The sequence below is a fragment of the Oceanicaulis sp. genome (assembly GCA_040112665.1).
Lineage (GTDB): Bacteria > Pseudomonadota > Alphaproteobacteria > Caulobacterales > Maricaulaceae > Oceanicaulis.
In genome coordinates this window covers 1,599,845-1,624,809 of sequence record CP157796.1, presented here as the reverse complement: position 1 = coordinate 1,624,809, position 24,965 = coordinate 1,599,845, and the positions used below count along the sequence as shown (strand labels likewise).

The window sequence follows — 24,965 nt, the reverse complement described above, 5'->3', positions numbered from 1 at the left end:
AGGGCTACCCCTCCACAAATTCCCGCAGAGCGTCGACGACGCGGCGGTTGGCGTCTTCCTCGCCGACGGTGATGCGCAGCGCGTCGGGCAGGCCGTAGGGCTGGACCCCGCGCACGACCAGGCCCTTCGAGGCGAGGAAGGCGTTGGCGTCGTCCGCGCTCTTGCCTGATCCGGCGGGGAAATGGACGAGCACGAAATTGCAGACGCTGGGCGTCACCTCGAGGCCGAGCCCGCCGATCTGCTGGGCCAGATAGGCCAGCCAGCGGTCGTTATGCTCCTTGGAGCGGCGCACGAAGTCGCGATCGCCGATCGCCGCGATCCCCGCCTCGATGGCGGGCAGGTTCACGTTGAACGGTCCGCGCACCCGGTGGATCACGTCGACGATCTCGCTCGGCCCGTACATCCAGCCCAGACGCAGACCGGCGAGGCCGTGGATCTTCGAAAACGTACGGGTGACCACGGTGTTCGCGTAGTCGTCGGCGATCGCAATCAGGTTTTCCCAGCCCGGCGCGTCGACGAATTCTTCATAAGCGCCGTCGAGCACCAGAAGCGTGTCTTCGGGCAGGCCTTCGCGCAGACGGCGGACTTCGGACCCCGGAATCCACGTCCCCGTGGGATTGTTCGGGTTGGCGAGGAAGACGATCTTCGCGTCCGCGCCGGCGGTCTCGATCAGCGCGTCGACATCGGCGGTGTAGTTGGTCTCGGGCGCGGAGACGATCTCGGCGCCGGACTGCATCGCCACGAGGCGGTAGACGAGAAAGCCGTACTGGCTCTGGACGACCTTGTCGCCGGGATCGAGATAGGCCCGGCCGATCAGCTGCAGCAATTCATCCGAACCCGCGCCGCACACGATGCGGCCCGCGTCGATCCCTTCGGCCTCGGCGATCGCGGCGCGCAGATGGGTCGCCCCGCCGTCGGGGTAGACGTGCAGATGCGCGGCGGCGTCCTTGAAGGCCTCGGCGGCCTTGGGGCTGCACCCCAGCGCGTTCTCGTTCGAGCTGAGCTTCACCGCACCCTTCGGCGCAGCGGCGCCGGGCGTGTAAGGCTTGATGTCGAGAAGGCCGGGCCGGGGCGTGAGCGTCATGAAGCGTCTTTCCGCGTCTGGTTATCGGTTCGGTCGCGAGATAGCGCGGGCTTGGCGGCGCCTTCAAGCGCCTTGACCCGCACCCGGGCCGGCGTGCCGCCGGGCCGGACCGCGCCGACATGCTTGACCGCCTCCACGAGGATGAGCCCGCCCACCCCGGGCAGGACCTTTTCTCCGGCGCGTTCGAAGGCGTCTGCGGCCTTCGGCCCGCAGGCCCAGCGCCAGGGCGGGGCGTAGAGCGCGCGCGACCAGGCGCAGGGCTCGAACAGGGCGTCTTCGAGAAACCGGGCGAGCTGACGGCGCGAGAACGGGCGGCCATGGCCGAACGGCGTCCAGTCCGCGCGCGCCCAGAGCCCGCTGCGATGCGGCGCGACGATCACCATACGCCCTTCCGGCGCCATGACGCGCCAGAGCTCGCGCAGCAATTTCCTGAGATCGCCCGCCTCTTCGAGCGCATGGACGAGCACGATCCGGTCGAACATCGCTTCCTTGAACGGAAGCCGCGCGTCTTCGCCGAGCGCCGTGAGGCTGGGCGCGCGCTGCGGCCAGACCACCGCGCCCTGGCTCGCGGGCATGTAGGAGACGGTGCGCCGCGCGGTTTTCGTCCAGGCGCCCAACCAGGGCGAGGCGTAGCCGTAGCCCAGAATGTCGAGCCCCTGAACGTCCGGCCAGAGCGCGCCGAGGCGCCGGCCGACCATTTCAACGGCCGCCCCGCCGCGTATGCTGCGGTAGAAGCGTTCGATCTCGACGGCGTCGGTGCGCATGCCTAGCCTCTCCTGCGGACGGGTCCCGCGTGTTCATCAGGAACATAGGCCCGCCGCGCCGCGTCGATAAGGCGCCCAGCGAACCGGAGTGAAATCATGGCCCTTCAGGTCCGCCGCTTTGCCTGTCTTCAGGACAATTACGGATATCTCATCGCGTGCTCGCAGACCGGCGCGTGCGCGGCGATCGATACGCCGGACGCGAACCGCTATCTCGAAGAGGCCGAGGCGGCCGGCTGGTCGATCGCGGAGATCTGGAACACCCATCATCACTGGGACCATGCCGGCGGCAACGATGAGATTCGCAAGGCGGCCGGCGCGGCCGTGATCGCACCGGCGGCCGAAGCGGCTGCGATCGGCCATGTCGACCGGGCGGTGAGCCATGGCGACCGGGTGCGGCTGGGCGATCTCGAAGCCCAGGTCATCGATGTCGGCGGGCACACGAAAGGCCATATCGCCTACTGGTTTGAAAGCGAGGGCGCGGCCTTCGTCGGCGACGCGCTGTTCGCGCTGGGGTGCGGGCGATTGTTCGAAGGCACCCCGCAGCAAATGCACGCCTCACTGTCGCGGCTTCGCGCCCTGCCGCCCGAAACGGTGATCTATTGTGCGCACGAGTATACGCAGGCGAACGCCCGCTTTGCGCTCAGCGTCGATCCGGAGAATCCGGCGCTTCAACGCTATGCCGAAAAGGTCGATTTGCTGCGCAGCAAAAACGAGCCGACCGTGCCCACGGTGCTGGCCGCAGAGCTCGAAGCGAACCCGTTCCTGCGCTGGGACGATCCCGCGCTCAGGGCGCGCCTCGGCCTGCAGCAGGCCGAGGACTGGGAGGTCTTCGCCGAGGTTCGGCGGCGGAAGGACGCGTTTTAACAACGACCTTTGATGCAGGCCGCTCCACCCCACCCCGGCCCTCCCCTCAAGGGGAGGGAGGGGCGTCGAGCCGGCTGACGAAAGCCTGCATAGGCCGCCTCTGCTCGGCGTTCATCATCGGACGCGGCCATAAGGACAGCCCTCCCTCCCCCTCGGGGGAGGGCCGGGGTGGGGGGCGCCGACACTCAGGCCGCGTCGCGGTGGTCGGTGACCTGCAGGGCGGCTTCGAAGTCAGGCAGGAGGTCGAAGGCTTCCATACCGCTCATCTGGCGGCTGCGCCGGTCCTTGGTCCAGAAGCGCCAGTAGGACGAGACGTGCTGCAGCCGGCCGATATCCTCGCCCATCTCCACGAACAGGGTCGGCGCGCGGGTCATGAATGTCTTCAGCGCGCCCGGGTCGCCGCGCTCGACGAAGCGCCGGAACTCGGTGTGATAGGCGTCGAGCCGGCTCTTCAGCCGGCTCCAGCGGCCCATGGACAGCTGGGTGATCGAAGCGATGACGGTGCGGATCTCGGACCGGTCGGCGTCGCTCAGTCCGACGATGCGCGTGCTGGTGAGATCGCGCAGGAACCCGGTCAGGTCGGCGTAGCAGTCGCTGGACCGCCACGAATAATAGAGCGTGCCCTTCCAGCCGAAGACGCCGTCGCGATACTCCTTCTCGGTCATGCGCAGCGCGTCGCGCAGCACGACGAGCTGTTCGGAGTTCTCGTCTTCGAAAAGCACCTTCGCGAGCCTGCGCGACTTCTCGCGCGTCGCCAGATCCGAGCCGCCCATCGCCTTTCTGACCAGCATGTCGATCTGGCCGGCGACGAATTCGGTGATCTTCGCGAGCTCGCCGTCCGAGATCGTGAAATAGCACGGGTCGATGTCCGCGCCTTCGCGGCGGAAAAACTCGTGCAGGAGATAGGGATCGAAGCTCGGCAGGCCCGCGAGCTGGCGCAGCCGCTGCGCGTCGAGCGCAAAGGCCGGCGTATCGGACGTCACCCCGAGATGGTGTGAGAGCTTGGCTTCGAAATCGTGGCTCTCCACGAAGATCGAATGCCCGCCGAGATCCAGATCGCGATCGGAGATCGGGATGATGACCTTCGTCGCCGAGGTGCGGTCGCCGCCCAGCTGATCACGTTCCCAGGCGCGTAGGGTGTGCTTGACCACGAAACCACGATTGAGCCGGCTCATCCTGAACAGCGGCCGCTTCGCCCAGCCCGGCGTATCGCCGAACCGTTCGCGGATCGACACGAGGTCGATCACGCGGCTCGTCGAGCCGCCGCGCTTCAGAAAACTGAGCTTGCCGTAACTGTCTCGGGCCATGCTTGCATCGTTCGCCGTGACCGGTTTGATTGGCCTCAGTCGCATATTGAAATGGAAATTTGGTGAACAGGGCGTGCGAGATGACGAGACCGGCCGGCGATCTGGGGGTTCAGGAAATCGTGCGCATGCTGTCGATGAGCCCGCACCCCGAGGGCGGCTGGTTCGTCGAGACCTTCCGCGACGGTCCGGGGCCCGACGGGCGGGCGCGTTTCACTGCGATCTATTTCCTGCTCGCCGCCGATCAGGTGTCGGCCTGGCACAAGGTGGACGCGGCGGAAATCTGGCTCTGGCAGGCCGGCGCGCCGCTTGCGCTGACGATCTCAGAAGACGGCGTGAACGCGGCGTCCACCCGGCTCGGGCCGGATCTGAGAGCGGGCGAACGGCCCCAGGCGATCGTGCCGGCGAACGCCTGGCAGGCCGCCGAATCGCTCGGCGCCTGGACGCTGGTCAGCTGCGTCGTCGCGCCCGGTTTCGAGTTTTCAGGGTTTCAGCTGGCGCCGCCGCACTGGCGGCCCTCGCCGGACGGCCCGCCGCTCTAGGCGCCGTCCTCGATCGTGCGGCGGATGTAATCCGAGCTCGGCCGGCCCGCATACCCGCGGCGCACGTCCACCGTCACGTCGAGGGTCCGGCCGTCATAGTCGGCGCGGGGCGCTTCGCCGAAGCCGACGCGGACCACTTCGAGCCCGCGCAGATCGCGTCGCGGGGCGGCTTCCGCCCCCAGAACGATCATGGCCAGCGCGTCGATGATATAGGCGTTTTCCGCCGCAGACAGGCTGGTGAGCTGGACGGTGACCTCGTTGCGGCTGAGCCGGACGAGCCGGTCGACCATCTCTTCGGCGGCGCGCTGAAGCTCGGACTCGCCTGCAGGCGCGCCGACGATCGTGCGCGCCGGGCCGAGCTGTTCGATGATGACGCCGTCGCGGCGGTCGGGCGGGAAATACGTCCAGCCGCCCAGATTGGTCTGGCGCAGCAGCGTGCGGTCCGTGTCGGTGAGCCAGACTTCTCCGCCCCCGGCGGCGCGGCTGCGATAGACCGCGACGACTTCCATCGAACCCTCTTCCCACACGAGGCCCGCCCGTCCGGACTGATCGAAGATCAGCCGGCCGCGCCCGTCGACGCGCTCATACCAGTGCGAGCCGGACGCTTCCTGTCCGGAGCGCGCCAGCTGCTGGAACGGATTCGACTGCGCGGCCCCTTCCGCGCCCAGCAGCGCCAACACCCCGGCCGCCAGCACGAAAAGGGTTGAAAGACCCCTGATCATGGTCGCGCAGCTTACCCGGTCGCGTGGCGATTATGGGGCGCCGGGCCGCCCAATTTTCGGCGCCTTGATGAACATCGCTCGTATAAGCCGCGCTCTTTACGAGGCCATGTACTGGCCGCCATTGGCCGTCAGCGTGGCGCCGGTGATGAAACCGGCCTCGTCGGAAACCAGGAACACCACGCAGCGGGCGATCTCCTCGGGCGTGCCGAGGCGGCCTGTGGGGATCGTCGCGATGATCTGCTCGCGCACGTGCTCGGGCACCGCCATGACCATTTCGGTCGCGATATAGCCCGGGCAGATGGCGTTCACGGTGATGCCCTTGCGCGCGCCTTCCTGGGCGAGCGCGCGGGTGAAACCCAGATCGCCGGCCTTGGCGGCGGAGTAGTTCGCCTGAGCGAACTGGCCCTTCTGGCCGTTGATCGAGCTGATCTGGACGATGCGGCCGAAATTGCGGTCTCGCATACCGTTCCAGAGCGGATGGGTCATGTTGAACACGCCGGAGAGATTGCAGTCGATGACCTCGCGCCATTGCTCGACGGTCATCTTGTGAAACGGCGCGTCGCGCGTGATGCCGGCGTTGTTCACAAGAATGTCGACCGGTCCGTGCTCGGCCTCGACCTTGGCGATCCCGGCCGCGCAGGCCTCGTAATCGGCGACCGACCATTTATAAGCGGCGATTCCCGTCTCTTCGGTGAACGCCTTCGCCGCTTCGTCATTGCCTGCGTAGTTCGCAGCCACGGTATAGCCCGCGTCCTTCAGCGCGACGGAAATCGCCTTGCCGATTCCGCGGGTTCCGCCCGTCACCAGAGCCGTCCTCGCCATGTTCAAATCTCCCTGTCCCCCGGACCGTCATGGGTCTATGCTGCGCAGCAACGCCGCCTCGCTAGCGCAGCAATCGCTGTCTGAGAGGACGGCGCCGGCGGCCCCGTCCGACCGGGGTTTTATCGACTCATAAGCGGCGGCTGTCGAGGCGATCGTCAGCCGCAGGACAAGAAAATTCGAGACGGGCCGGCAGCGGGAGGCGCGCGCCGGCGAACGGAGGAGCACCCATGGCGGAAGACCGAAGCGAAACGCCGATCGTAATCAAGAAATACGCGAACCGGCGGCTCTACGACACCTCGGCGAGCCGGTACGTGACGCTCGACCATCTGCGCGAGCTGGTGAAACAGGGCCGCGACTTCCAGGTCGTCGACGCCAAGAGCGGCGAGGATCTGACCCGCGCCGTGCTCGCCCAGATCATCTTCGAGGAGGAGAGCAAGGGCGAGACCCTGCTGCCGGTCGAGTTCCTGCGCCAGCTGATCGGGTTTTACGGCGACTCCATGCAGTCCATGGTGCCGGGCTATCTGAACATGAGCATGCAGAGCTTCGCCAAGCAGCAGGCCGAGCTGCGCGACAAGATGGCCGGCGCGATGACCGATCCGGCCGCCTCGATGGCGCTGATCGAGGAGACCGCCAAGCGCAACATGGCGATGTTCCAGCAGGCCATGAAGATGTTCACCCCGGCCATGCCCGGCGCCGAAGCGCGCAGCGAACCGAAACAGGACGCAGGCGATCAGGACGTGAAGGCGCTGCGCGCCGAACTCGAAGCGATGCGCAAGCGGCTCGACAAGCTGGCCGGCGAGAGCTGAGCGGTCCCGTTTCGGGACGGTTTTTGCGCGTGAACGGCCCGTGCGGCCGGTAACGAAACGTCAACACAGGTGAATCCCGGGTTAAACTTCGGCCCGGCTGTTGCATTGTCCTGTGTATGATCGGTTTCGACCCATACGCGCGCGGCCCCCGCTCCACCGTCCCGACCCGGGCGGCCCGTCGCGTCGAGGCGTCTTCGGACGCCGGTCAGGCGGGCGGGGAGAGCCGCGAGCGCGCGCTCGTCCCCGCCGGGCCGCGCCGCGACGGCGCGCGGCCCGATCACCGCGAAACCGTCCCGGGCACCGTCTCGCGCAGCTGCGCGCGCGCCGCCCTCACGCTTCAGACCGACACCCCGGCGCCGCGCCGCGGCCTGCGCGCGGACGCGGTCGAACGCGACCGCTATCGCCGCGCCTACGCCAGCGCGCAGAGCCCCGCCGCGGCCAGCCGTCCCAGCATGGAGCGTGTGGCGTGAGCGCGCGGGCGGGCAAACTCGCCGCGCGCGCCTGCGACGGCGCGATCGTGCTGGCGGTCTTCTTCTTCATGATCTGACCGGGCTGGCCCGGACATGAAAAAGCCCGGCTCGATCAAGCCGGGCTTTTCCGTTCGGTGATGCGCGCCGGCTTTAGGTGCCGAGGTCGCGGCGCGCGGCGATCGCGGTGATCGAGAAGCCCGCGACGACGTCCATCAGCGCCATCAGGGTGATCAGGAAGAACACCGAGGTGGCGAACATGGGCACCAGCAGGAACAGCAGGATGCTGATCAGGAAGGTGGCCATGGACAGGCCGTGATTGAGCAGCGTCGCCGTGCCCGAACCGGCCGATTTGATCATCTCGATGAACAGGACCACCAGGCCGATCATCAGGATCAGGTCGCCGGTGGAGATCGTCCAGACCCCGCTGGGCAGGCCCAGCGAGAACAGCGTGCCATGCAGCGCGCCCACGCGGCAGGCGCCGGCGTCAGGGCCTGCATTGGCCATGCCCTGGCAAAGCCCGGACTGGAAATCCTGGATCGTGCCGACAAAGCCGGTCACGTCGCCCATGCCGGTGATCAGACCTACGACCACGTAGATCAGCACCGGAATGAGCATTAATGGGAAAATGTTGAACACGCTGAGTCCCCCGCCTTGGTTGCCTTGCTGGTCTGCGGACGCAAGTCCGACCGCCACGCCGCTGCCTGTGGGTCCGGCCATCGTCAGTCTCCTCTCCCCCCGACGAGTGCTCTGAAACAACGCCCAAGCAAAGCGGCGGGTTTCAGGACTCGTCCCAGCCGCCAGGCCGTCTGGCCCGGCTGTTGAGCCACATAACACCTACCATATCGCTCAAAGAGGCGAAAAGGCGGCCCAGATTGGTGTACTTCGATTTACCCGCGGTGCGTGGCCTGTGGCCCACGTTTTCGAACTCCACGATGAAGCCTTCGCGCTTCATCAGGGCCGGCAGGAAGCGGTGCTGGTGATCGAAGAAGGGCAGCAGCAGATAGGCGTCGCGCTTGAACGCTTTGAGCCCGCATCCCGTATCGTCAGCGTCGTCGTTGAGGAGCCGCTTGCGGATCCCATTGCCCAGGCGTGAGGCGAGCTTCTTGCCCGCACTGTCCTGACGGCCCACCCGGCGGCCCGCCACCATGCCGAGCGCGGCGGGCGCGTCGGCGCGGGTCAGCCTGTCGACGAGCGCGGGAATGAATTCAGGCGGGTTCTGACCATCCCCGTCCAGCGTGCAGACCACCGCTCCCTTCGCGCAGATCACGCCGGTGCGTATGGCACGGCTCTGCCCGGCGTTGGCGCGGTGGCTGACCACGCGCAGCGTCGGCACGTCGGATTTCGCCGCGACCAGCTCGTCGAGCGTGCCGTCCTTCGAGCAGTCGTTGACGAGCACGATCTCGTGCGCACGCTCTTTCATGACCGCGTAGATTTCACGGGCCAGCGCGGCGGCGTTGCCTTCTTCGTCATGCATCGGCGCGACGATGGAGACGAGGTCTTCGCGCGCGCTCGCGACCGGTGCGGTGGAGGTGTTGGTCATTTCGCCGTTTCATCCCGCCGGGGTCAGCTCGCCCGGCGCGCTTGCAGTTCGGATCGCCGCGTTTCATACCCGTATCGCTGAGCGAAGCACGCATTTTTTCTGTTTCCAACCAGAAGGACGAGGGTTTGAAGGGCGGAGTCCTCGACATGCCGACGCCGGCTCGCGCCGCCGTTGTCGCCGCCCTTCTGGCGCTGTTTGCAGGGCTCGCCGGCGTCTTCACCCTGCCTGTTCTGGACCGCGACGAGGCCCGCTACGCCCAGGCCGCCGCGCAGATGATCGAGAGCGGGAATTTCGTCGAAATCCGGTATCTCGACGTGCCTCGCAATAAAAAGCCTGTCGGGATCTACTGGATGCAGGCCGCCGCGGTCGCGCTCGTCTCCTCAGAAGAAGCCCGCGCGATCTGGGCCTATCGGCTGCCCTCCCTGCTGGGCGCGGCGCTCGCCGCAGCGTTCGCCGCGCTCGCGGCGGGCCGGCTGTATGGCGGCCGGGCGGCGCTCGGCGCAGGCGCGACCCTGGCCGTCGGCGTCCTTCTCGGGACCGAGGCCGGCATCGCAAAGACCGACGCCGTGCTGACTGCGAGTTGCGCGGCGGCGTTCTACGCCTTCGTCAGGCTGAGACTGGCCTTCGACCTTACAGATCCGACCGCGCGCCGGAACGGTGGGCGCGCCTGGGCGGCCGCCTGGTGGGCCGCGGTGGGGATCGGCGCATTGATCAAGGGCCCGGTCGCGCCTGTGGCCGCCGGGCTCGCCGTACTGGCTCTGGCCGGGCTGGAGCGGCGCTGGCGCTGGGCTCTGCCGCTGGCCTTCTGGCCGGGCCCGCTGCTCGCCGCGCTCATCGTCGCGCCCTGGCTCGTCGCCGTGCAGCTCATGACCGAAGGCGGGTTTCTGGCCGGCGCGATCGGCGGCGATCTCGCCCCCAAGATCGTCTCCGGCGACGAAGGCCACGGCGCTCCGCCCGGCCTTCACCTTCTCTTGCTGCCCGTCCTTTTCTTTCCCGCGATCGTTTTTCTGCCGGCAGGCGTGCGCGCCGCGATCAAGGACTGGCGCGCAAGTTCCGACCCCGCCGCCCGCCGCGCCGGGCTCGCTGCGAAACTGGTGATCGCCTTCGCGGTCCCGATCTGGATTGCATTCGAGCTTCTGCCAACCAAGCTGCCCCATTACGTCCTCCCGGCCTATCCCGCACTCGCCGTGCTCGCCGGGCTGGGTTTCGCCAGGCTGTCGGAGACCGCCCCGCTCTGGCGGTGGACCGGCGCAGCGCTGCTCCTCGCCGGCGCGCTGGCGCTGGCGGTGGCGATGCGCTGGGTCCCGGCCGGCTATGGCGGTCCTGAGGGCGCTGCGTGGTGGCTGAGTTCCGCGCTCCTGCTCGCGGCAGTGATCACCGCCGTCACCGCAGGACGGCGGCGGCCCGGCGCAGCGCTGATCGCGGCGGTCGCCACCGGGCTCGTCTTTCACGTCGCGGTGCGCGGGGTGATCGTGCCGGGCGCGTCCGACCTCTTCCTCTCGCCGCCCGCGGCCGGGATCGCGCTCGAGCGCACCGCGAACGGCGCGCCCCTTTATTCCACCTACACCGAACCCAGCTTCGCTTTCCTGACCGGGGGCGATCTCACCCTGACCGGACCGGCTGCGGTGACGGCCGAGCCCCCGCCCGCCCCCTTCGTTCTGGCGGTCGATACCGCGCGCTGGCTCGAGGGTGCGCAGACCGAAGACGAGCGCGAAACCCGTCAGGCGGCGCTGGACCGGCTGACGGAGACCGCCTGCGCTGTGGACCTGGTGGAGGGGTTCAATTATTCCCGCGGCGACCCGACATCCATCCTCATCCTCGATCACGCCTGCGCACAGGAGCCTCGCCCATGAGCCGCCGCATCGACATCGTTGAAGTCGGCCCGCGCGACGGGCTTCAGAACGACCCCGTGCTTCTGGACACCTCGGTGAAGCTCGAATTCGTCGACCGGCTGATCGAGGCGGGCGTGAAGCGGATGGAGGCGGCGAGCTTCGTGAACCCCAAGCTCGTCCCGGCGATGGCGGACTCAAAAGACCTGATGGCGCACGTGCCCCGCGACCGGGGCGTCGCCTATATCGGACTGGCGCTGAACGAGCGCGGGATGCGCGCAGCGATCGAGGCGCAATGCGACGAGATCAATTTCGTGATGGTCGCCTCCGAAGGCTTCGGAAAGCGCAATCAGAACGCCACGCCCGAAGACACCGCCGATCTTCTGGATCGGATCGCCGTGCTCGCCCATGACGCAAAGATCCCGCTGTCGGCGACGATCTCGGTCGCGTTCGGCGATCCGTTCGACGGCGAGGTGGACGTCGCCCGCGTCGCAGAGCTCGCCCGGCGCGCCGAAGCGGCCGGCGCAGTGGAGATTGCGCTGGGCGACACGATCGGGGTGGCGACGCCCTGGCACGTCACGAAAGCCGCCGAGGCGGTGCGAGAGGCTGCGCCCAAGGCCCGGCTGCGCCTTCATTTCCACAACACCCGCAACACTGCGATCGCGAACGTGTACGCCGCCGTCGAGGCGGGCGTGGAGGTTATCGACGCTTCGGTCGGCGGGATCGGCGGCTGCCCCTTTGCGCCCAAGGCCACCGGCAACGTGGCCACCGAGGACGTGGTCTATCTGCTCGAAAAGGGCGGGTATGAGACCGGGCTCGATCTCGACACGCTGATCAAGACCGCGATCTGGCTCGAAGAGATTGCGCTCAAGCACCCGGTCTATTCAGCCCTAGCCAAGGCCGGCGGGTTTCCCGCGCGCGGCTAGGCCCGCGCTAACCCGCAGCCGGTAAAGGCAGCTCGGTGGTGTTCTTGATCGCCTCCATTGCGAAGGCGGCGGAGACGTCTGCGAGCGGCGCGACCGCGATCAGGCGCTTGTAGACCGCGTCATAGGCGCTGATCTCGGGAAGGACGATCTTCAGAAGATAGTCGATCTCCCCGCCCATCCGGTAGAACTCCACAACTTCAGGCATGCGCGAGACGCCTTCGGAAAACTGCTTGAGCCAGGCTTCGTCGTGCCGGCTGGTGCGCACGAAGACGAAGAGCGTGGTCTTCAGCCCCAGCGCCTCGGGCCGCAGCAGGGCGACCCGCTTCTCGATATAGCCGCGCTCGGCCAGCAGCTTCAGCCGCCGCGCGGTCGGGGTGGGCGACAGGCCGATCTCCTCGGCGAGTTCGTTCACCGTCCTGTCCGCGTCCGCCTGAATCGCCTTCAGCAGCGCCCGGTCATAGCGATCCATGCCGCACCTCCTGAGCTTCGTAGTGATTTTCACCACGCTTCCTGGCGAACCTACACGCATTTTGGCGGCAATCGCCACTGCATGCGTGGCATTCTCCTCTCATGCTCGACGATCGCACCTCCCCCTACGCTCAAGCGTCCATGCTCACCGCGAAGATCGACGCGGTGCGCGGCTCGCTTTACGGCCACGGCGCGGGCGTGGAGGCCGGTTACGGGACCAAACCGCTGGTCTACGCCGATTACGGCGCGTCGGGCCGGCCGAGCGCGCTGATCGACGCGCGGGTCAATCAGATCGCCGCGCTTTACGCCAACCCTCATAACGAGGACAGCGCCACCGGCCATGCCGCGACCGCCGCGCTGCACGAGGCCTGTGCGCGCATCAAGCAATCGCTGGGCGCGGGCGCGGACCATGCGCTGATCAGCTGCGGGTCGGGTGCGACCGCCGCGATCGCCAAGCTTCAGGAGATCCTCGGCCTCGCCCTGCCCCCGGCGACGCGCCGCCTCCTGCGCGAGCAGCTGGGCGAGGCCTTCGAGGCTGCGCTCAAGGAGGCTGCGCCGGTCGTGTTCGTGGGCCCTTACGAGCACCATTCCAACGAGCTGGGCTGGCGCGAGAGCCTCGCCGAGGTCGTCACGATCGGCCTCGACGCCGACGGCGGGATCGATCTGAGCGACCTGCAAGCGAAGCTCTGCGATCCGCGCTTTTCGGGCCGGCGCAAGATCGGCGCGTTTTCCGCCGCCTCGAACGTCACCGGGGTGAAGACCGACGTCGCCGCTCTCGCCCGGCTGCTGCACCGCCACGGCGCGATCCTCGCGCTCGATTGCGCGGCCAGCGCGCCCTACCTGCCCATCGACATGAGCCCGGCCGATCCGGACGCCGCGCCCGACGCGGTCAGCCTCAGCCCGCACAAGATGGTCGGCGGGCCGGGCGCCTGCGGCCTGCTCGTCTTCAGAAAGTCGCTCTATGACGCCGCGCTCGCGCCCACGGTCGCAGGCGGCGGAACAGTGCGCTACGTCACCCCGTGCGATCACGATTTCATCGCCGACATCGAGGCGCGCGAGCGGGCGGGCACGCCGGGGCTGATGCAGACCCTGCGCGCAGCCGAATCCCTGACCCTGCTCGAGGAGATCGGCTGGGACGCGATCGAAGCGATCGAGCACGGCCATCTTCAGGCCGCGCTGGAGGCGCTGTCCGGCAATCGGGGCGTGGAGATCTACGGTCCGAAAGACGCCGGCCGGCGCATCGCGCTGTTCAGCTTCAACATCCGGCCCGAGGGCGGCGACCCGCTGCACCCGCGATTCGTCGCGCGGCTGCTCAACGATCTTTACGGGATCCAGGCGCGGGCGGGCTGTTCCTGCGCGGGGCCCTATGGTCACGCGCTTCTGGGCCTGGACGACAGCGCCACTCAGGCCCATCGCGCAGCCGTGCATGACGGCTACGCCGGTTTGCGGCCGGGCTGGGTGCGGGTGAGCTTTCACTGGTCGATGAGCGCGGCCGAGCGCGACTACGTCATCGCCGCCATTTCGCAGATCGCCCGCTTCGGCGTTCGATTCGCCGCCGACTACCGTTTCGATCCGCGCTCGGGCGCCTGGACGCGGGCCGACGGCGCTCAAGCGCGCCTTTCCGACACAGCGCCGGACCTCGACGCCGCGCTCGCGGACGCCGAACGCCTCGCAGGGGACCGAACGGCCGGAACGGCGGAGATCACGCTGCCGGCGGCTTATGCGGGCCTCGTCCGCCATGCCGGTCTGAGCGTGCGCAAAGCGTAAAAAGCGCAGCGGTGCGGCGCGGCTGAAAGCGGCGCGAACTATCCACAGCAAAAGCCGGTTTTACGGTTTGCTCGGACTCCTTAACGACTCCGGGCGCGGACGGTCTTCGGGTAAGGACTCGTTTACCAAAAAATCGCTGTTCGGCGGGTTCGACCCGTTGACGGCCCTCAGAGCGCCGAGCACTATATGTTGCGTTCCTGGACGGAACTCGCACCACAACTAGGTTTTCTCAAGCCGCGCGCGGGGTTTGGGGCTTCCGCCGCACAGGCGAATTGCGCGCAGCTGGAAGGACGGACGAGATGACGCCATTCGATCACGCCCAATCGACGAGCGGCGCCGCGACGCGGGCCGCAGAGAGCCCGCGGGGCAAGCCCAAGGCGGTCAAGCTGCGCCTTGTCGAGAAGGTCAAGACCGATCCCTCCCGGGACGCGCTTCTGACCGAGTTCGGCAAGAAGACGCTGGTCGACCGCTACCTGCTGCCCGGCGAGTCCTATCAGGACATGTTCGCGCGCGTCTCGACGGCCTACGCCGACGACATCGCGCACGCCCAGCGCCTGTACGACTACATGTCCCAGCTCTGGTTCATGCCGGCCACGCCCGTTCTGTCGAACGGCGGCGCGGAGCGCGGCCTGCCGATCTCGTGCTTCCTCAATTCGGTCGCCGATTCGCTCGACGACATCGTGGGCACCTGGACGGAGAACGTGTGGCTGGCCTCCAACGGCGGCGGTATCGGCACCTATTGGGGCGGCGTGCGCTCGATCGGCGAGAAGGTCGGTCAGAACGGCCAGACCTCGGGCATCATTCCCTTCATCCGCGTGATGGACTCTCTGACGCTCGCGATTTCGCAGGGCTCGCTGCGGCGCGGCTCGGCGGCGGCGTATCTGGACGTCCATCACCCGGAAATCGAGGAATTCCTCGAGATCCGCAAACCCTCGGGCGACTTCAACCGCAAGAGCCTGAACCTGCACCACGGCATCAACATCACCGACGCCTTCATGGAGGCGGTGCGCGAGGATCGCGAGTTTGAACTGCGCTCGCCGAAATCGGGCGAGGTCGTGAAGACCGTGAACGCGCGCAAGCTGTGGCAGAAGATCCTTGAGCTGCGGCTTCAGACCGGCGAGCCCTACATCATCTTCTCCGACACGGTGAACAACAACCTGCCCGCCCACCAGCGCAAGCTGGGGCTGAAGGTGCGCCAGTCCAATCTGTGCTCGGAGATCATGCTGCCCACCGGCGTCGATCATCTGGGCGTGGACCGGACCGCGGTGTGCTGCCTGTCGTCCCTGAACGCGGAGAAGTATCTCGAGTGGAAGGACGACGAGACCTTCATCGAGGACCTGTTCCGCTTCCTCGACAACGTGCTGCAGGACTTCATCGACCGCGCGCCCGACGAGATGGAGCGCGCCAAGTACTCCGCCTTCCGCGAGCGTTCGGTGGGTCTGGGCCTGATGGGCTTCCACTCCTTCCTTCAGAAGATGAACGTGCCGTTCGAAAGCGCGATGGCGCAGTCCTGGAACAAGCGCATGTTCCAGCACATCCGCCAGGAAGCCGACAAAGCCTCGGTCAAGCTCGCCGAAGAGCGGGGCGCCTGCCCTGACGCGGCGGAGCACGGGGTGAAGGCGCGTTTCTCCCACAAGCTCGCGATCGCGCCGACCGCGTCGATCTCGATCATCTGCGGGGGCACCAGCGCGGGCATCGAGCCGATCCCGGCGAACGTGTACACCCACAAGACCCTGTCGGGCTCGTTCACGGTGAAGAACCCCTATCTTGAGGAAATCCTCGAGGCGAAGGGGCAGAACACGCCGGCGGTCTGGGCCTCGATCCTCGAACACGAGGGCTCGGTGCAGCATCTCGACTGCCTGACCCAGGACGAGAAGGACGTGTTCAAGACCGCGTTCGAACTCGATCAGCGCTGGGTGATCGAACACGCCGCCGACCGCACGCCTTATATCTGCCAGTCCCAGTCGCTGAACATCTTCCTGCCCGGCGACGTCAACAAATGGGACCTGCACATGCTGCACTGGACGGCCTGGGAGAAGGGCGTGAAATCGCTCTACTACTGCCGGTCCAAATCCGTGCAGCGCGCCGCCTACGCCGGCTCGGGCGAGAAATCGGAAATGGAGCGCAGCATGGAGCAGGCCGCGCCCACCGATTACGACGAGTGCCTCGCCTGCCAGTAGGCTGCCCAGCGCTTATGGTGATGCGAACGCCCCGGCCGCTGCGGCCGGGGCGTTTTCATTGCAGCCCCCGGATCGCCTGCCCCCATGCGGCGCGCCGCCGCAGCGCCGGGCTTTCACGCCCCGTTCATCCGGAACCGGCCAGAAGGCCTCCCGTTTTCCTGTCAAGCCCCCGGCCCGTAAGTAGGGAGTTGTTAACTAAAAACTGCGGAAAGCAGGCTCTGCAGCGGTCGGGATTATGGTATAGACAAGGTCGAGACAGGAGATCGCCCTCTGGTCCGCGAGGACCCGGCGAGACGGCATCATGAACAAGACCGCCTCCCCTTCCCTGGACATGACGCGCGCCGCACAGGCCGCGTCTGCGTTCGCGCTCTGCGCCGGCGCGGTTTTCGCCGCCGCCGCGCCTGCGAGCGCGCTTCAGCAGCCCCCTGCCGCTGAGGTCGACGCGCGCACCATGACGCTCGCGCCGTTCTACGAAGAGATGCAGGCTCTGCCGCGTCAGCCCGGCGCCGCCTTCGGCCGCAGCGCGGACGTGTCAGGCCTGCGATTCGCGCCTGCCGACACGGCAGGGCAACGCTTCACGCTGACCCGTCCGGCCGCGGCCGATTTTGCAGGCTCCGTCCTGAACGCGCGCGCCGAACCGGTCAGCCGCAACAGCCTGTCCGCCTTCGATGCGCCGGGCGCGACCATCGCCTCTCTCGGGAGTTCGGGCCGGTTGTCGGTCGCTTTCGCCGACGCCGACAGGCCCGGCCTGGCGCAGCTGAGCTTCGATCCGGAATTCGCCGAGAGCGCGGGCCGCGCCTTCGGCGTGGAAGACCGCGCGAGCCGCATGGCGGTGCGCTATGAAAGCTCGTTCGACACCACCGGCTCGGACGGCCTTGATTTCGGCCTCGCCCCGCGCGCCGGACTGTCTGTCGGCGACGACGGCGCGACGGCAGCCGAAGCCGGCGCGACCGTGCGGCTCGGCCAGTATCTCGACAATGATTTCGACCGCCCCGCCTGGTGGTTCTTCGCCGGCGCGGACCGTCAGGCCGTGATGTACGACCCCGGACAGGGGCTGGACATGCGCGACGCGTTTGCGATGGAGCCCTATGCGCTCGTCGGCGACGCGCAGGCCGGCGTGGCCATGCGCATGGGCCCGGCGGACGTGAGCTTCGCCTACGTCATGCGGGAGACCGAGTACTCCATGCCTTCGCAGAGCTGGGACACGACCGAGAACTTCGCGGCGTTCTCGCTGACCTGGCGGCGCTAGGACGAGCTCCGGCGCCGGCGCGCCGGTAGGGGAGACCGCTCAAAGGTCCGGATCAGCGCGGCTTCGGCCGCGCTTTTCCGTTTCAGCCTCCGACGAAAAACGCCGCGGGTTCTTCACATCAAACAGCGCAAACCGGCGTTGCGATCGGCCGTGGAAAAGGCGTTAATCAGCTGGAAACTGAATCGCGGCGACACAAGATGTAGTGTATCACTGCCTTGTAGACCGCAACCCATCGCGGAAACCCGCCGCAACCCAGCAAGAGCGTCACCATGACCCAGATCGCGTCCGACCGCCCCGGCCTGCTGACCCCGAGCTTCTCCTACAAGCCGTTCCGCTATCCGTGGGCGTACGATTTCTGGAAAACCCAGCAGCAGGTCCACTGGCTGCCGGAAGAGGTGCCGCTGGGCGAGGACTGCAAGGACTGGGCGACCAAGCTCACCGAGAAGGAGCGCAATCTGCTTACGCAGATCTTCCGCTTCTTCACGCAGTCCGACGTCGAGGTCGGCGCGAACTACATGGAAAACTACATGCCGCTCTTCAAGCCGGTTGAAGTGCGCATGATGCTCGCCTCCTTCTCCAACATGGAGACGGTGCATATCGCCGCCTACGCCCTGCTGCTGGAAACCATCGGCATGCCGGACTCCGAATTCTCCGCCTTCATGGAGTACCAGGAGATGGCGGCCAAGCACGATTATCTCGGCCAGTTCGGCGTGGAGAGCGAGAAGGACATCCTCACCTCCATGGCGGTGTTCGGCGGCTTCACCGAGGGCCTGCAGCTGTTCGCCAGCTTCGCGATGCTGATGAACTTCCCGCGCTTCAACAAGATGAAGGGGATGGGCCAGATCGTGTCCTGGTCGGTGCGCGACGAGTCGCTGCACTGCGAGGGCATGATGAAGATGTTCCACACCTTCGCCGAGGAGACCGGCGCCCTCACCCAGGACGTCAAGGACACGATCGCGGACTGCTGCAAGACGGTGGTGAAGCTCGAGGACAAGTTCATCGACCTGGCTTTCGAGGCCGGCGAAGTGGAAGGCATGACGCCCGAGGACATCAAGGCGTACATTCGCTACATCGCCGACTGGCGCATGAAGCAGCTCAAGCTTCCGACGATCTACGGGGTGAAGGACCACCCGATCCCGTGGCTGACCGAGATCCTGAACGGGGTCGAGCACGCGAACTTCTTCGAAGCGCGCGCCACCGAGTACTCCAAGGGCGCGACCAAAGGCGCATGGCACGGCGATGAAGGCGTCTGGTCGAACTTCGACAAGGTGCTCTCCAACCGCGCCCTGACCGGTCAGCTTCAGGCGGAGTAGCTCGAAGCCGCACCTGAAAAGCAAACCCCGGCCGGGTCGCCCGGCCGGGGTTTTTCTTTGCGCGATGTGACGGCTTCACCCCCCCCTAACGCGTCTCGCGGAAGGGCCGGCGGCCGGTCAGGCTGAGCGAGAGCGGGTCGGGGCGGGAGACGTGGCCGCTCACCGCGAGCACGATCACCGTGGCGGCCATGCCGGCGAGCATGAGCAGGACGGTGGTTTCGCCGTCGAACAGGCGCGGCGCGGCGAACGCGAAACCGAGCCAGGCGGCGATGAGCAGGACAGGCACAAACAAGCGAGGCATGACAGAACCCCTTTCTGCGAGGGACTTTACAAATCTGTCACATAAGACGCGCGAACGCAAGAAAACGTTCCGGGTCCGGAGAGAATTTAGCAGTCGCCCCGTCCGGTCAGCCGTGTCCACCGCGCCCAGGATCGCGATAGATTCCGCTCATCGGCGCGTATTGGTGCGCGATGCGCTTGGCCGCACGCGCGAGCGGTTCTGCGACGGTCATCATGTGATGGCCGTTGGCGTGCAGCAGCGTCTCGGCGTCGGTCATGACGCCCACATGGCCGGGCCAGAACACCAGATCGCCGCGCTGCAGGCCGGAGAAATCCTCGCGGATCTCGACCGGCGTCCAGCGTTCCTTCGCCCAGGCCTCCTGCGGGCCGGAATCGCGCGGGATCAGGCGGCCGGCCGCCTCCATCGCGGTCTGGATCAGGCCCGAGCAATCGAGCCCGAGGCTCTCCTTGCCGCCCCAGAAATAGGGCGCGTTCAGGAACCGTTCGGCGACCGCGACCCAGTCGGCCTCGTGGTCTTCGCCCACCGGCCGCAGATGCGCTTCGATCACCCAGCCCATGCGCTGGGCCTCGACGAACCGGCCCGAGCGCCGCGCGCCGACGATCTTCGCGTTCAGCGAGATCAGGCAGACCGGCGCGCTCTTGATGTCGGGCTCGGAGAAGACATAGGTCCGAAGCGCCTTGACCTGATGGGTCGGGATCAGAGCCGGCGCGCTCAGCGCCTCCATGTCCACCCAGCCCTGATAGCCGTCGAGCCCGCTGGTCCCGTAGCCGAAGCCGTTCTCCTCGCGTTCGACGGTGAACGTCTCCCCGGCCAGAAGCTGGGTGTCCTGCGGCCCGTCGGGCTGAGGCGTCCTGCGGATCGGCGCGATGCCGGAGGTGACCTGGTAGACCGTCGCCATCTCAGCCGCCGAACTTCGCCTTCAGCACGCGCCAGAGCGCGCGCGAGCCGAGCATCTCGCCACCGGCCGGCCGGCCCGGACGCGCGGACGGGTTCCAGGCGAAAATGTCGAAATGCGCCCACGCCTTCGCATCGCCCGCAAAACGCCGCAGGAAGAGCGCGGCGGTGATGGAGCCGGCGAACTTGCCTTTGCCGGTCGAGCTGAGGTCGGCGATCTCGCTTTCCAGCCACGCGTCGTAGCCGTTCCAGAGCGGCATCGGCCAGATCGGATCGTCGCACGCCGCGCCGGCCTCTCTAAGTTTTCGGGCGAAGGCCTCGTCCTCGGTGTAGACCGGTGCGAGTTCGGGGCCGAGTGCGACCCGCGCCGCCCCGGTCAGCGTGGCCATGTCGATCAGAAGCTCGGGATCGCTTTCGATCGCCTTTGTGATCGCGTCGGCGAGCACCAGCCGGCCCTCGGCGTCGGTGTTGCCCACCTCGACGGTCAGCCCCTTGCGGCTGTTCAGAATGTCGCCGGGGCGGAAGGCGTTGGCCGAGATCGCGTTCTCCACCGCCGGGATCAGTACGTGAAGCCGCACGGGAAGCTTCGCGTCCATGATGATCGAGGCCAGGCCCAGCACGTTCGCCGCGCCGCCCATGTCCTTCTTCATCAGCAGCATGCCCTCGGGCGGCTTGATGTCGAGACCGCCGGAATCAAAGCACACCCCCTTGCCCACCAGCGCCAGGCGCGGATGGGAAGGATCGCCCCATTCGAACTCGATCAGCCGCGGCGCGTCCGCGCTCGCCCGACCGACCGCATGGATCATCGGGTAGTTCTGTTTCAGAAGATCGTCGCCGACGACGACCGACACGGTCGCGCCATGCGCTTCGGCGAGCCCGCGTGCGGCCTTTTCAAGATGGCTCGGCAGCATGTCGCCGGCCGGGGTGTTGACGAGATCGCGCGTCAACATCGCACCTGCGGCGACCCGCTCGGCCTCGGCGGCCTCGCAGCCTTCGGGTGCGACCAGCCGGGCGGGCGCGCGGCGGGCGGCCTTGTAGCGGGTGAACTGATAGCCGCCGAGCGCGAACGCGATCGCGGTCTCGGTGGGGTCGAACGGGATCGCTTCGAGCGCCCAGTCGCCTTCGGGCAGCGCCATGGCCGCGCCGGCGATATCGAAGGCGCTGAGCGCGGGACCTGCGCCGATGAGCGCGTCCACGCCTGCGCCGCCGGGCAGGATCACCACCTGGCTCGGCCCGGCCTCGAACCCGCTCGAACGGGCGTGCGCGGCGGCCGCATCAGGCAGGGCGTCCAGCGCCGCGTCGAGATCGGCGGCGGCGACGATGCGCGCGGTGCGGGCTTTCGAACCGGGGCTGGCGAACAGGGCGGTCATGAGCGTGGCGTGTCCCTTTTTCCGATCGTAACGGACTTTAACGGCTTCTTGACCCGGAGCGGCGCAAGGTCGGCCGGATCGAAGAGCCATGAGGTAGAGCATGCGCGCGCGCCTGTCCGCAACGTGTCTGGCGGCATTCGCCCTCACCGCCTGCGCCACTCACGCCGAGCTGCAGCCGACCGAGCAGGAGGCCGCGCTCGCCGCCGAGCTGCAGGCGCGGTCCATCGTGCCCGCGACCGCAGACGAGCGCGCCGCGATCGAGAACCAGGATCTGCTGACCCAGGCCGCGTTCTGGGCGGAAGCCTACGAGCTCAACCCCGCCGACCGCGAAGCCGCCTTCAAGCTCTCAACCGTGCTGCGCCAGCTGTCGAACGCCGACCGCGCTGCGGAGATCGCCCGTCAGGCGCTGGCGCTTCACCCCGAAGACGCCGAGCTTCAGACCGCTTTCGGCCTGGCGCTCACCGCCTCGGGCCGCGGCCAGCAGGCCATCGAACCGCTAAGCCGGGCCCAGCGCGCCAACCCCGATGATTGGAAGCTCGCGAACGCGCTCGGCGTCGCGCTCGAACAGTCGGGCCGGTCGGACCGCGCCCGCGCCCAGTTCGAACAGGCGCTGCTTCTGTCGGGCGGCGAACCGGTGGTGCTGAACAATCTCGCCATGGCCCATCTGCTCGCCGGTCACCCCGAGCGCGCAGAAGATCTTCTGCGCCGGGCCGCAGACCGCGACGAAGCGGGCGCGGAAGTGCGCCAGAACCTCGCGCTCGCCCTTGCGCTTCAGGGCCGGTTCGACGAGGCCGAGCGCTTTGCGAACGTGGACGTCACGCCTGAAATGGCTCAGGCGAGCCTTGATTACGTCCGCGCCCTGATGAGCACCGGACGCAGCTATGACCGGCTGCGCGAGATGGAACGCCAGGGCCTGCGCTAGCTCGGACCGGGCCATGCCCGGGGTCAGCGGCTCGGCGGCCACGAACCGCCTCGAGACATTCCCGGTTCTCCGACTTCGAGCCACCAAAGCCGCGCTCGCCGGGCGCGGCTGCGTCTTTCTTTCCCCCTTGTCGTAAGAACCGCCGCGCTCGCGGCGTCTAATCTCACAAAACAGGGGGAAACCGTGGGCGACGAGCTGTTTCAGGGATGGGTGAGAGAGCACGCCGGCGTGCTTCACCGCATCGCACGCGCGTTCGCCGACGGGGAGGATCAGCGCGACCTGCTGCAGGAGCTGTTGCTTGCGGTCTGGCGCGCTGCGCCGTCGTTTCGCGGCGACAGCAAGGTGACGACCTTCATATTCCAGGTCGCGCACAATCGCGCCCTGACCTGGCGCAGGAGCGAGATGCGCCGGCGCCGCCGCCAAAGCGAGTATGAGCGCCTGCACGTCGCAGACCCCGAACCGGATGATCCTCAGGTGGAGCTCCTGTACGCCGCCATCCGCGAGCTTCCCAGCGTCGATCGCTCGATCGTCCTGCTCTCGCTGGAGGGCCAGTCCTATGCCGACATCGCCGCCATCCACGGCCTCAGCGAGACGAATATCGGGGCGCGCCTGAGCCGTGCCCGCAGCAAGCTCACTGCTCTGATGGAGACTGACGATGGACTATGACCTGATGCGCCGCGTCTGGGCGTCGAACGCCAACACGCCTGACGAAGCCGCCAGCGCCTATCTGGCCGCCGAAGCCCAGGCGATGCTGGCCAGGCGCCGCGCCGGCCTGCGGCGGCTCATGGCGTTCGCCGGCGTCATGCTGACCATCCCGCTGGCGCTGATGGGGATCGATATCCTCACCGGCCAGGCCGACAGCATCGACCTGACGCGCGAATGGGGGCTCGTCCCCTTCGCCCTCATCCCGTTCGTCGCGCTGATCCTGATCGCCGCGCGCGCGGCTCCGGCGTCTGCTCCCGCAGACACCCTGCTTGAAACCTTCGAGGCTCTGCGCGCCGACAACGCCGCCGCTATTCGGCGAGTCGTCATCATCTCGGGAGCGACTGTCGTGTTCGCGCCCCTGCTCTACGTGCTGCTCAACCAGCTGGTCGCGACCGGCAAGATGGCGCCGCACGAGATGCGCTCCGCGGCCCTGGTGCTCGGCGGCGCGCTCGTGGTGTCGCTGTCGTGGATGGCTGTAAAGTTCCTGACCCGGCTCGCGCCCGAGCGCCGTCATCTGAACGCTCTTATCGCGCAATACGACGAGGTCTGAGACCTGTTCGGGGAAGCCTAGACCGCGTCGTCCGGCCGCCGCGCGATCGGCGGCGGGGCCGGCGTGGTCTCCTCGATCTTCTTTAACGGAAACCGGGATTTGAGCTTTCCGGAGACCAGCGTCTGGTCGAAGCGGAAGTCCTCGGCCTGCGCGCGCAGCTCGGCGGGCGGCTTGCCGTCTTTGGACGCCTCGATCGCGCGGTAGAGCGCGTAGAGCCTGAGGTAATTGCGGTCGTCGCGGCTCAGACTCGTCTCGTCGAGCCCGGCGACCACCTCGATCAGGCGCGACAGCCCGGCGCGCCGCTTGCCCAGGCGCAGCTCGGTGACCGCCAGCGCCAGCGCCGGCTTCCAGCCGCCGTCGGCGAAGCTGACTTTCTTTGGGACCGCTTCAAGTTCTTTCTTCGCGCGCTTGGGATCGCCTTCGGCCAGCGCGTCCAGGGCGTGGTCGGCGGCCTCGTCGGCCAGGCGCATGATCTCGCGGCGGCGCTCTGCCGCCTTCTCCCCGCCGAACATGGGCGAAGGCCTCCCTCGAAACGCTTTTCGGCGGACACGGCCCGCCGAAAGGCGAACCCTAAAGAGACCCGAAGGTTTCGTCACATGTTTTGGTAAGTCAGGATCGCCGGGCCCATGATGACCAGGAACAGCACCGGCAGGAAGAACACGATCATCGGCACGGTGAGCTTGGCGGGCAGGGCCGCGGCCTTCTTCTCCGCCGCGCTCATGCGCATGTCGCGGTTCTCCTTGGCCATGACCCTCAGGGCCTGGCCCAGCGGTGTGCCGTAGCGCTCGGCCTGCACCAGAGCGGTCGCCACCGATTTCACGCCGGGATGTGCGGTCCGGATCGCGAGGTTCTCATAGGCCTGCCGGCGGTCCTGCAGGAAGGCGAGCTCTGCGGTGGTCAGAGACAGCTCCTCGGCGAGCTCAAGCGAGTTCGAGCTGATCTCCGAGGCGACCTTCTGGAAGGCCGCTTCGATGCTCATCCCCGCCTCCACGCAGATCAGCAAGAGGTCGAGCGCGTCGGGGAAGGCCTGCATGATCGAGTCGCGCCGCTTCTGGGCGAGGTTCGACAGGTAGATGCCCGGCGCGTAATAGCCCAGCAGCGCAAGTCCCATCATGATCGAGAGCTGCTGGAAGGTCTGAAGGCCGAAATCGTTTATCAGCGCCAGATAGAGAAAGCCCGAGCCGAACAGCACGAACGGCATCACGAAGCGCGCGAAATAGAAGGCGTAGACCGGGCTCTGCCCGCGCAGGCCGGCCTGGGTCAGCTTGGTCTTGAGGTTGGGATCCTCGAGCAGCTTTACGAGGTTCAGCTGTTCGACGACCTTCCGGTAGACGCTGCGCGTGTCGGTCCCGCGCAGCGACGCCGAGCCCTTCTCCTTGTCGATCGCCTCGCGCGCCTTCCGGCGAAGCTCGTCGCGGCGCTCGGAGACCTGTTTCAGGCGCTTGTTCGTCTGGTCCTTGTTGAGCGCCGGCGCGCTCAGCGTCCACACCGTGGCGAACACCAGCACGGCGGCGATCACCGCGAACAGATTCTGCGGCGAGGTGATCCAGTCGGCGAAGGAAAGCATGATCGT

Annotated in this window: 26 protein-coding genes; 13 read left to right on the top strand and 13 right to left on the bottom strand. The window is 67.4% G+C overall.

Going from position 1 to position 24,965, the window contains the following annotated elements; all coding sequences use genetic code 11:
* Nucleotides 1-4: 4 nt before the first annotated feature.
* Together hisC and ABL308_07755 are read right to left on the bottom strand one after the other, a co-directional pair.
* Entirely contained in the window at nt 5-1,084 is a 1,080-nt protein-coding gene (gene hisC, locus ABL308_07760) for a histidinol-phosphate transaminase (protein XBQ14860.1), read from the bottom strand.
* A complete protein-coding gene (locus ABL308_07755) occupies nt 1,081-1,848 on the bottom strand; it encodes a methyltransferase domain-containing protein (GenBank protein XBQ14859.1) in 768 nt (255 codons plus the stop codon). Before ABL308_07755 ends, hisC begins: the two co-directional genes overlap by 4 nt.
* Nucleotides 1,849-1,944: 96 nt before the next feature.
* Here ABL308_07755 and gloB point away from each other — a divergent pair, with 96 nt between their 5' ends.
* Nucleotides 1,945-2,712: a hydroxyacylglutathione hydrolase gene (gene gloB / locus ABL308_07750; protein XBQ14858.1), complete on the top strand. Its 768-nt coding sequence runs from the start codon at nt 1,945-1,947 to the stop codon at nt 2,710-2,712.
* A gap of 185 nt (nt 2,713-2,897) precedes the next feature.
* On the opposite strand, the gene ABL308_07745 is transcribed toward gloB, so the two are convergent.
* The gene (locus tag ABL308_07745) at nt 2,898-4,019 is read right to left on the bottom strand and encodes a hypothetical protein (protein ID XBQ14857.1); all 1,122 of its coding nucleotides are present in this window, start codon (nt 4,017-4,019) and stop codon (nt 2,898-2,900) included.
* Nucleotides 4,020-4,099: 80 nt separating this feature from the next.
* On the opposite strand from ABL308_07745, the gene ABL308_07740 reads away from it, so the two are divergent.
* Nucleotides 4,100-4,558 (top strand): cupin domain-containing protein, encoded by a 459-nt coding sequence (locus ABL308_07740; GenBank protein ID XBQ14856.1) that lies wholly within the window; start codon nt 4,100-4,102, stop codon nt 4,556-4,558.
* Here the strand turns inward: ABL308_07740 and ABL308_07735 are convergent.
* Complete coding sequence (locus ABL308_07735) at nt 4,555-5,280, bottom strand: DUF4908 domain-containing protein (protein XBQ14855.1); 726 nt, start codon at nt 5,278-5,280, stop codon at nt 4,555-4,557. The two genes, ABL308_07740 and ABL308_07735, sit on opposite strands and share 4 nt — an antisense overlap.
* Before the next feature lie 96 nt (nt 5,281-5,376).
* On the bottom strand, nt 5,377-6,102 hold the full coding sequence (locus ABL308_07730; protein ID XBQ14854.1) for a beta-ketoacyl-ACP reductase: 726 nt from the start codon (nt 6,100-6,102) through the stop codon (nt 5,377-5,379).
* A gap of 227 nt (nt 6,103-6,329) precedes the next feature.
* Here ABL308_07730 and phaR point away from each other — a divergent pair, with 227 nt between their 5' ends.
* Together phaR and ABL308_07720 are read left to right on the top strand one after the other, a co-directional pair.
* On the top strand, nt 6,330-6,908 hold the full coding sequence (phaR, locus tag ABL308_07725) for a polyhydroxyalkanoate synthesis repressor PhaR (protein ID XBQ14853.1): 579 nt from the start codon (nt 6,330-6,332) through the stop codon (nt 6,906-6,908).
* Nucleotides 6,909-7,024: 116 nt separating this feature from the next.
* The gene (locus ABL308_07720) at nt 7,025-7,378 is read left to right on the top strand and encodes a hypothetical protein (GenBank protein ID XBQ14852.1); all 354 of its coding nucleotides are present in this window, start codon (nt 7,025-7,027) and stop codon (nt 7,376-7,378) included.
* A gap of 150 nt (nt 7,379-7,528) precedes the next feature.
* Here the strand turns inward: ABL308_07720 and ABL308_07715 are convergent, their stop codons facing one another.
* Together ABL308_07715 and ABL308_07710 are read right to left on the bottom strand one after the other, a co-directional pair.
* Nucleotides 7,529-8,095, bottom strand: coding sequence for a hypothetical protein (locus ABL308_07715; protein XBQ14851.1), 567 nt, complete (start codon nt 8,093-8,095; stop codon nt 7,529-7,531).
* A gap of 61 nt (nt 8,096-8,156) precedes the next feature.
* The gene (locus ABL308_07710; GenBank protein XBQ14850.1) at nt 8,157-8,918 is read right to left on the bottom strand and encodes a glycosyltransferase; all 762 of its coding nucleotides are present in this window, start codon (nt 8,916-8,918) and stop codon (nt 8,157-8,159) included.
* 146 nt (nt 8,919-9,064) lie between these two features.
* On the opposite strand from ABL308_07710, the gene ABL308_07705 reads away from it, so the two are divergent.
* A complete protein-coding gene (locus ABL308_07705) occupies nt 9,065-10,771 on the top strand; it encodes a glycosyltransferase family 39 protein (GenBank protein XBQ14849.1) in 1,707 nt (568 codons plus the stop codon).
* The gene (locus ABL308_07700) at nt 10,768-11,673 is read left to right on the top strand and encodes a hydroxymethylglutaryl-CoA lyase (GenBank protein XBQ14848.1); all 906 of its coding nucleotides are present in this window, start codon (nt 10,768-10,770) and stop codon (nt 11,671-11,673) included. The genes ABL308_07705 and ABL308_07700 overlap by 4 nt, the downstream gene beginning before the upstream one ends.
* 7 nt (nt 11,674-11,680) lie before the next feature.
* On the opposite strand, the gene ABL308_07695 is transcribed toward ABL308_07700, so the two are convergent.
* On the bottom strand, nt 11,681-12,142 hold the full coding sequence (locus ABL308_07695; GenBank protein XBQ14847.1) for an Lrp/AsnC family transcriptional regulator: 462 nt from the start codon (nt 12,140-12,142) through the stop codon (nt 11,681-11,683).
* 101 nt (nt 12,143-12,243) lie between these two features.
* Here ABL308_07695 and ABL308_07690 point away from each other — a divergent pair, with 101 nt between their 5' ends.
* From ABL308_07690 to ABL308_07675, 4 genes are all read left to right on the top strand, one after another.
* On the top strand, nt 12,244-13,908 hold the full coding sequence (locus tag ABL308_07690) for an aminotransferase class V-fold PLP-dependent enzyme (protein ID XBQ14846.1): 1,665 nt from the start codon (nt 12,244-12,246) through the stop codon (nt 13,906-13,908).
* A gap of 299 nt (nt 13,909-14,207) precedes the next feature.
* The gene (locus tag ABL308_07685) at nt 14,208-16,088 is read left to right on the top strand and encodes a ribonucleoside-diphosphate reductase subunit alpha (protein ID XBQ14845.1); all 1,881 of its coding nucleotides are present in this window, start codon (nt 14,208-14,210) and stop codon (nt 16,086-16,088) included.
* A 301-nt stretch (nt 16,089-16,389) separates the two neighbouring features.
* Nucleotides 16,390-17,337 carry a lipid A-modifier LpxR family protein gene (locus tag ABL308_07680; protein XBQ14844.1) on the top strand — a complete coding sequence of 316 codons (948 nt, stop codon included), beginning with the start codon at nt 16,390-16,392 and terminating at the stop codon, nt 17,335-17,337.
* Between the two features lie 269 nt (nt 17,338-17,606).
* Entirely contained in the window at nt 17,607-18,650 is a 1,044-nt protein-coding gene (locus ABL308_07675) for a ribonucleotide-diphosphate reductase subunit beta (GenBank protein ID XBQ14843.1), read from the top strand.
* An 85-nt stretch (nt 18,651-18,735) separates the two neighbouring features.
* On the opposite strand, the gene ABL308_07670 is transcribed toward ABL308_07675, so the two are convergent.
* The 3 genes from ABL308_07670 to ABL308_07660 form a co-directional block, all read right to left on the bottom strand.
* Nucleotides 18,736-18,951: a hypothetical protein gene (locus ABL308_07670; GenBank protein ID XBQ14842.1), complete on the bottom strand. Its 216-nt coding sequence runs from the start codon at nt 18,949-18,951 to the stop codon at nt 18,736-18,738.
* Between the two features lie 106 nt (nt 18,952-19,057).
* On the bottom strand, nt 19,058-19,849 hold the full coding sequence (locus ABL308_07665; protein ID XBQ14841.1) for an NlpC/P60 family protein: 792 nt from the start codon (nt 19,847-19,849) through the stop codon (nt 19,058-19,060).
* A gap of 1 nt (nt 19,850) precedes the next feature.
* Nucleotides 19,851-21,215: a leucyl aminopeptidase family protein gene (locus ABL308_07660; protein XBQ14840.1), complete on the bottom strand. Its 1,365-nt coding sequence runs from the start codon at nt 21,213-21,215 to the stop codon at nt 19,851-19,853.
* A gap of 100 nt (nt 21,216-21,315) precedes the next feature.
* On the opposite strand from ABL308_07660, the gene ABL308_07655 reads away from it, so the two are divergent.
* The 3 genes from ABL308_07655 to ABL308_07645 all read left to right on the top strand — a co-directional run bounded on the left by ABL308_07655 (nt 21,316) and on the right by ABL308_07645 (nt 23,392).
* A complete protein-coding gene (locus ABL308_07655; GenBank protein XBQ14839.1) occupies nt 21,316-22,137 on the top strand; it encodes a tetratricopeptide repeat protein in 822 nt (273 codons plus the stop codon).
* Nucleotides 22,138-22,320: 183 nt separating this feature from the next.
* Nucleotides 22,321-22,803, top strand: coding sequence for a sigma-70 family RNA polymerase sigma factor (locus ABL308_07650; protein ID XBQ14838.1), 483 nt, complete (start codon nt 22,321-22,323; stop codon nt 22,801-22,803).
* Nucleotides 22,793-23,392, top strand: coding sequence for a hypothetical protein (locus ABL308_07645; GenBank protein XBQ14837.1), 600 nt, complete (start codon nt 22,793-22,795; stop codon nt 23,390-23,392). The genes ABL308_07650 and ABL308_07645 overlap by 11 nt, the downstream gene beginning before the upstream one ends.
* A 17-nt stretch (nt 23,393-23,409) precedes the next feature.
* Here the strand turns inward: ABL308_07645 and ABL308_07640 are convergent, their stop codons facing one another.
* Together ABL308_07640 and ABL308_07635 are read right to left on the bottom strand one after the other, a co-directional pair.
* Complete coding sequence (locus tag ABL308_07640; GenBank protein XBQ14836.1) at nt 23,410-23,904, bottom strand: hypothetical protein; 495 nt, start codon at nt 23,902-23,904, stop codon at nt 23,410-23,412.
* Between the two features lie 80 nt (nt 23,905-23,984).
* On the bottom strand, nt 23,985-24,959 hold the full coding sequence (locus tag ABL308_07635; protein ID XBQ14835.1) for a type II secretion system F family protein: 975 nt from the start codon (nt 24,957-24,959) through the stop codon (nt 23,985-23,987).
* Between the last annotated feature and the right edge of the window lie 6 nt (nt 24,960-24,965).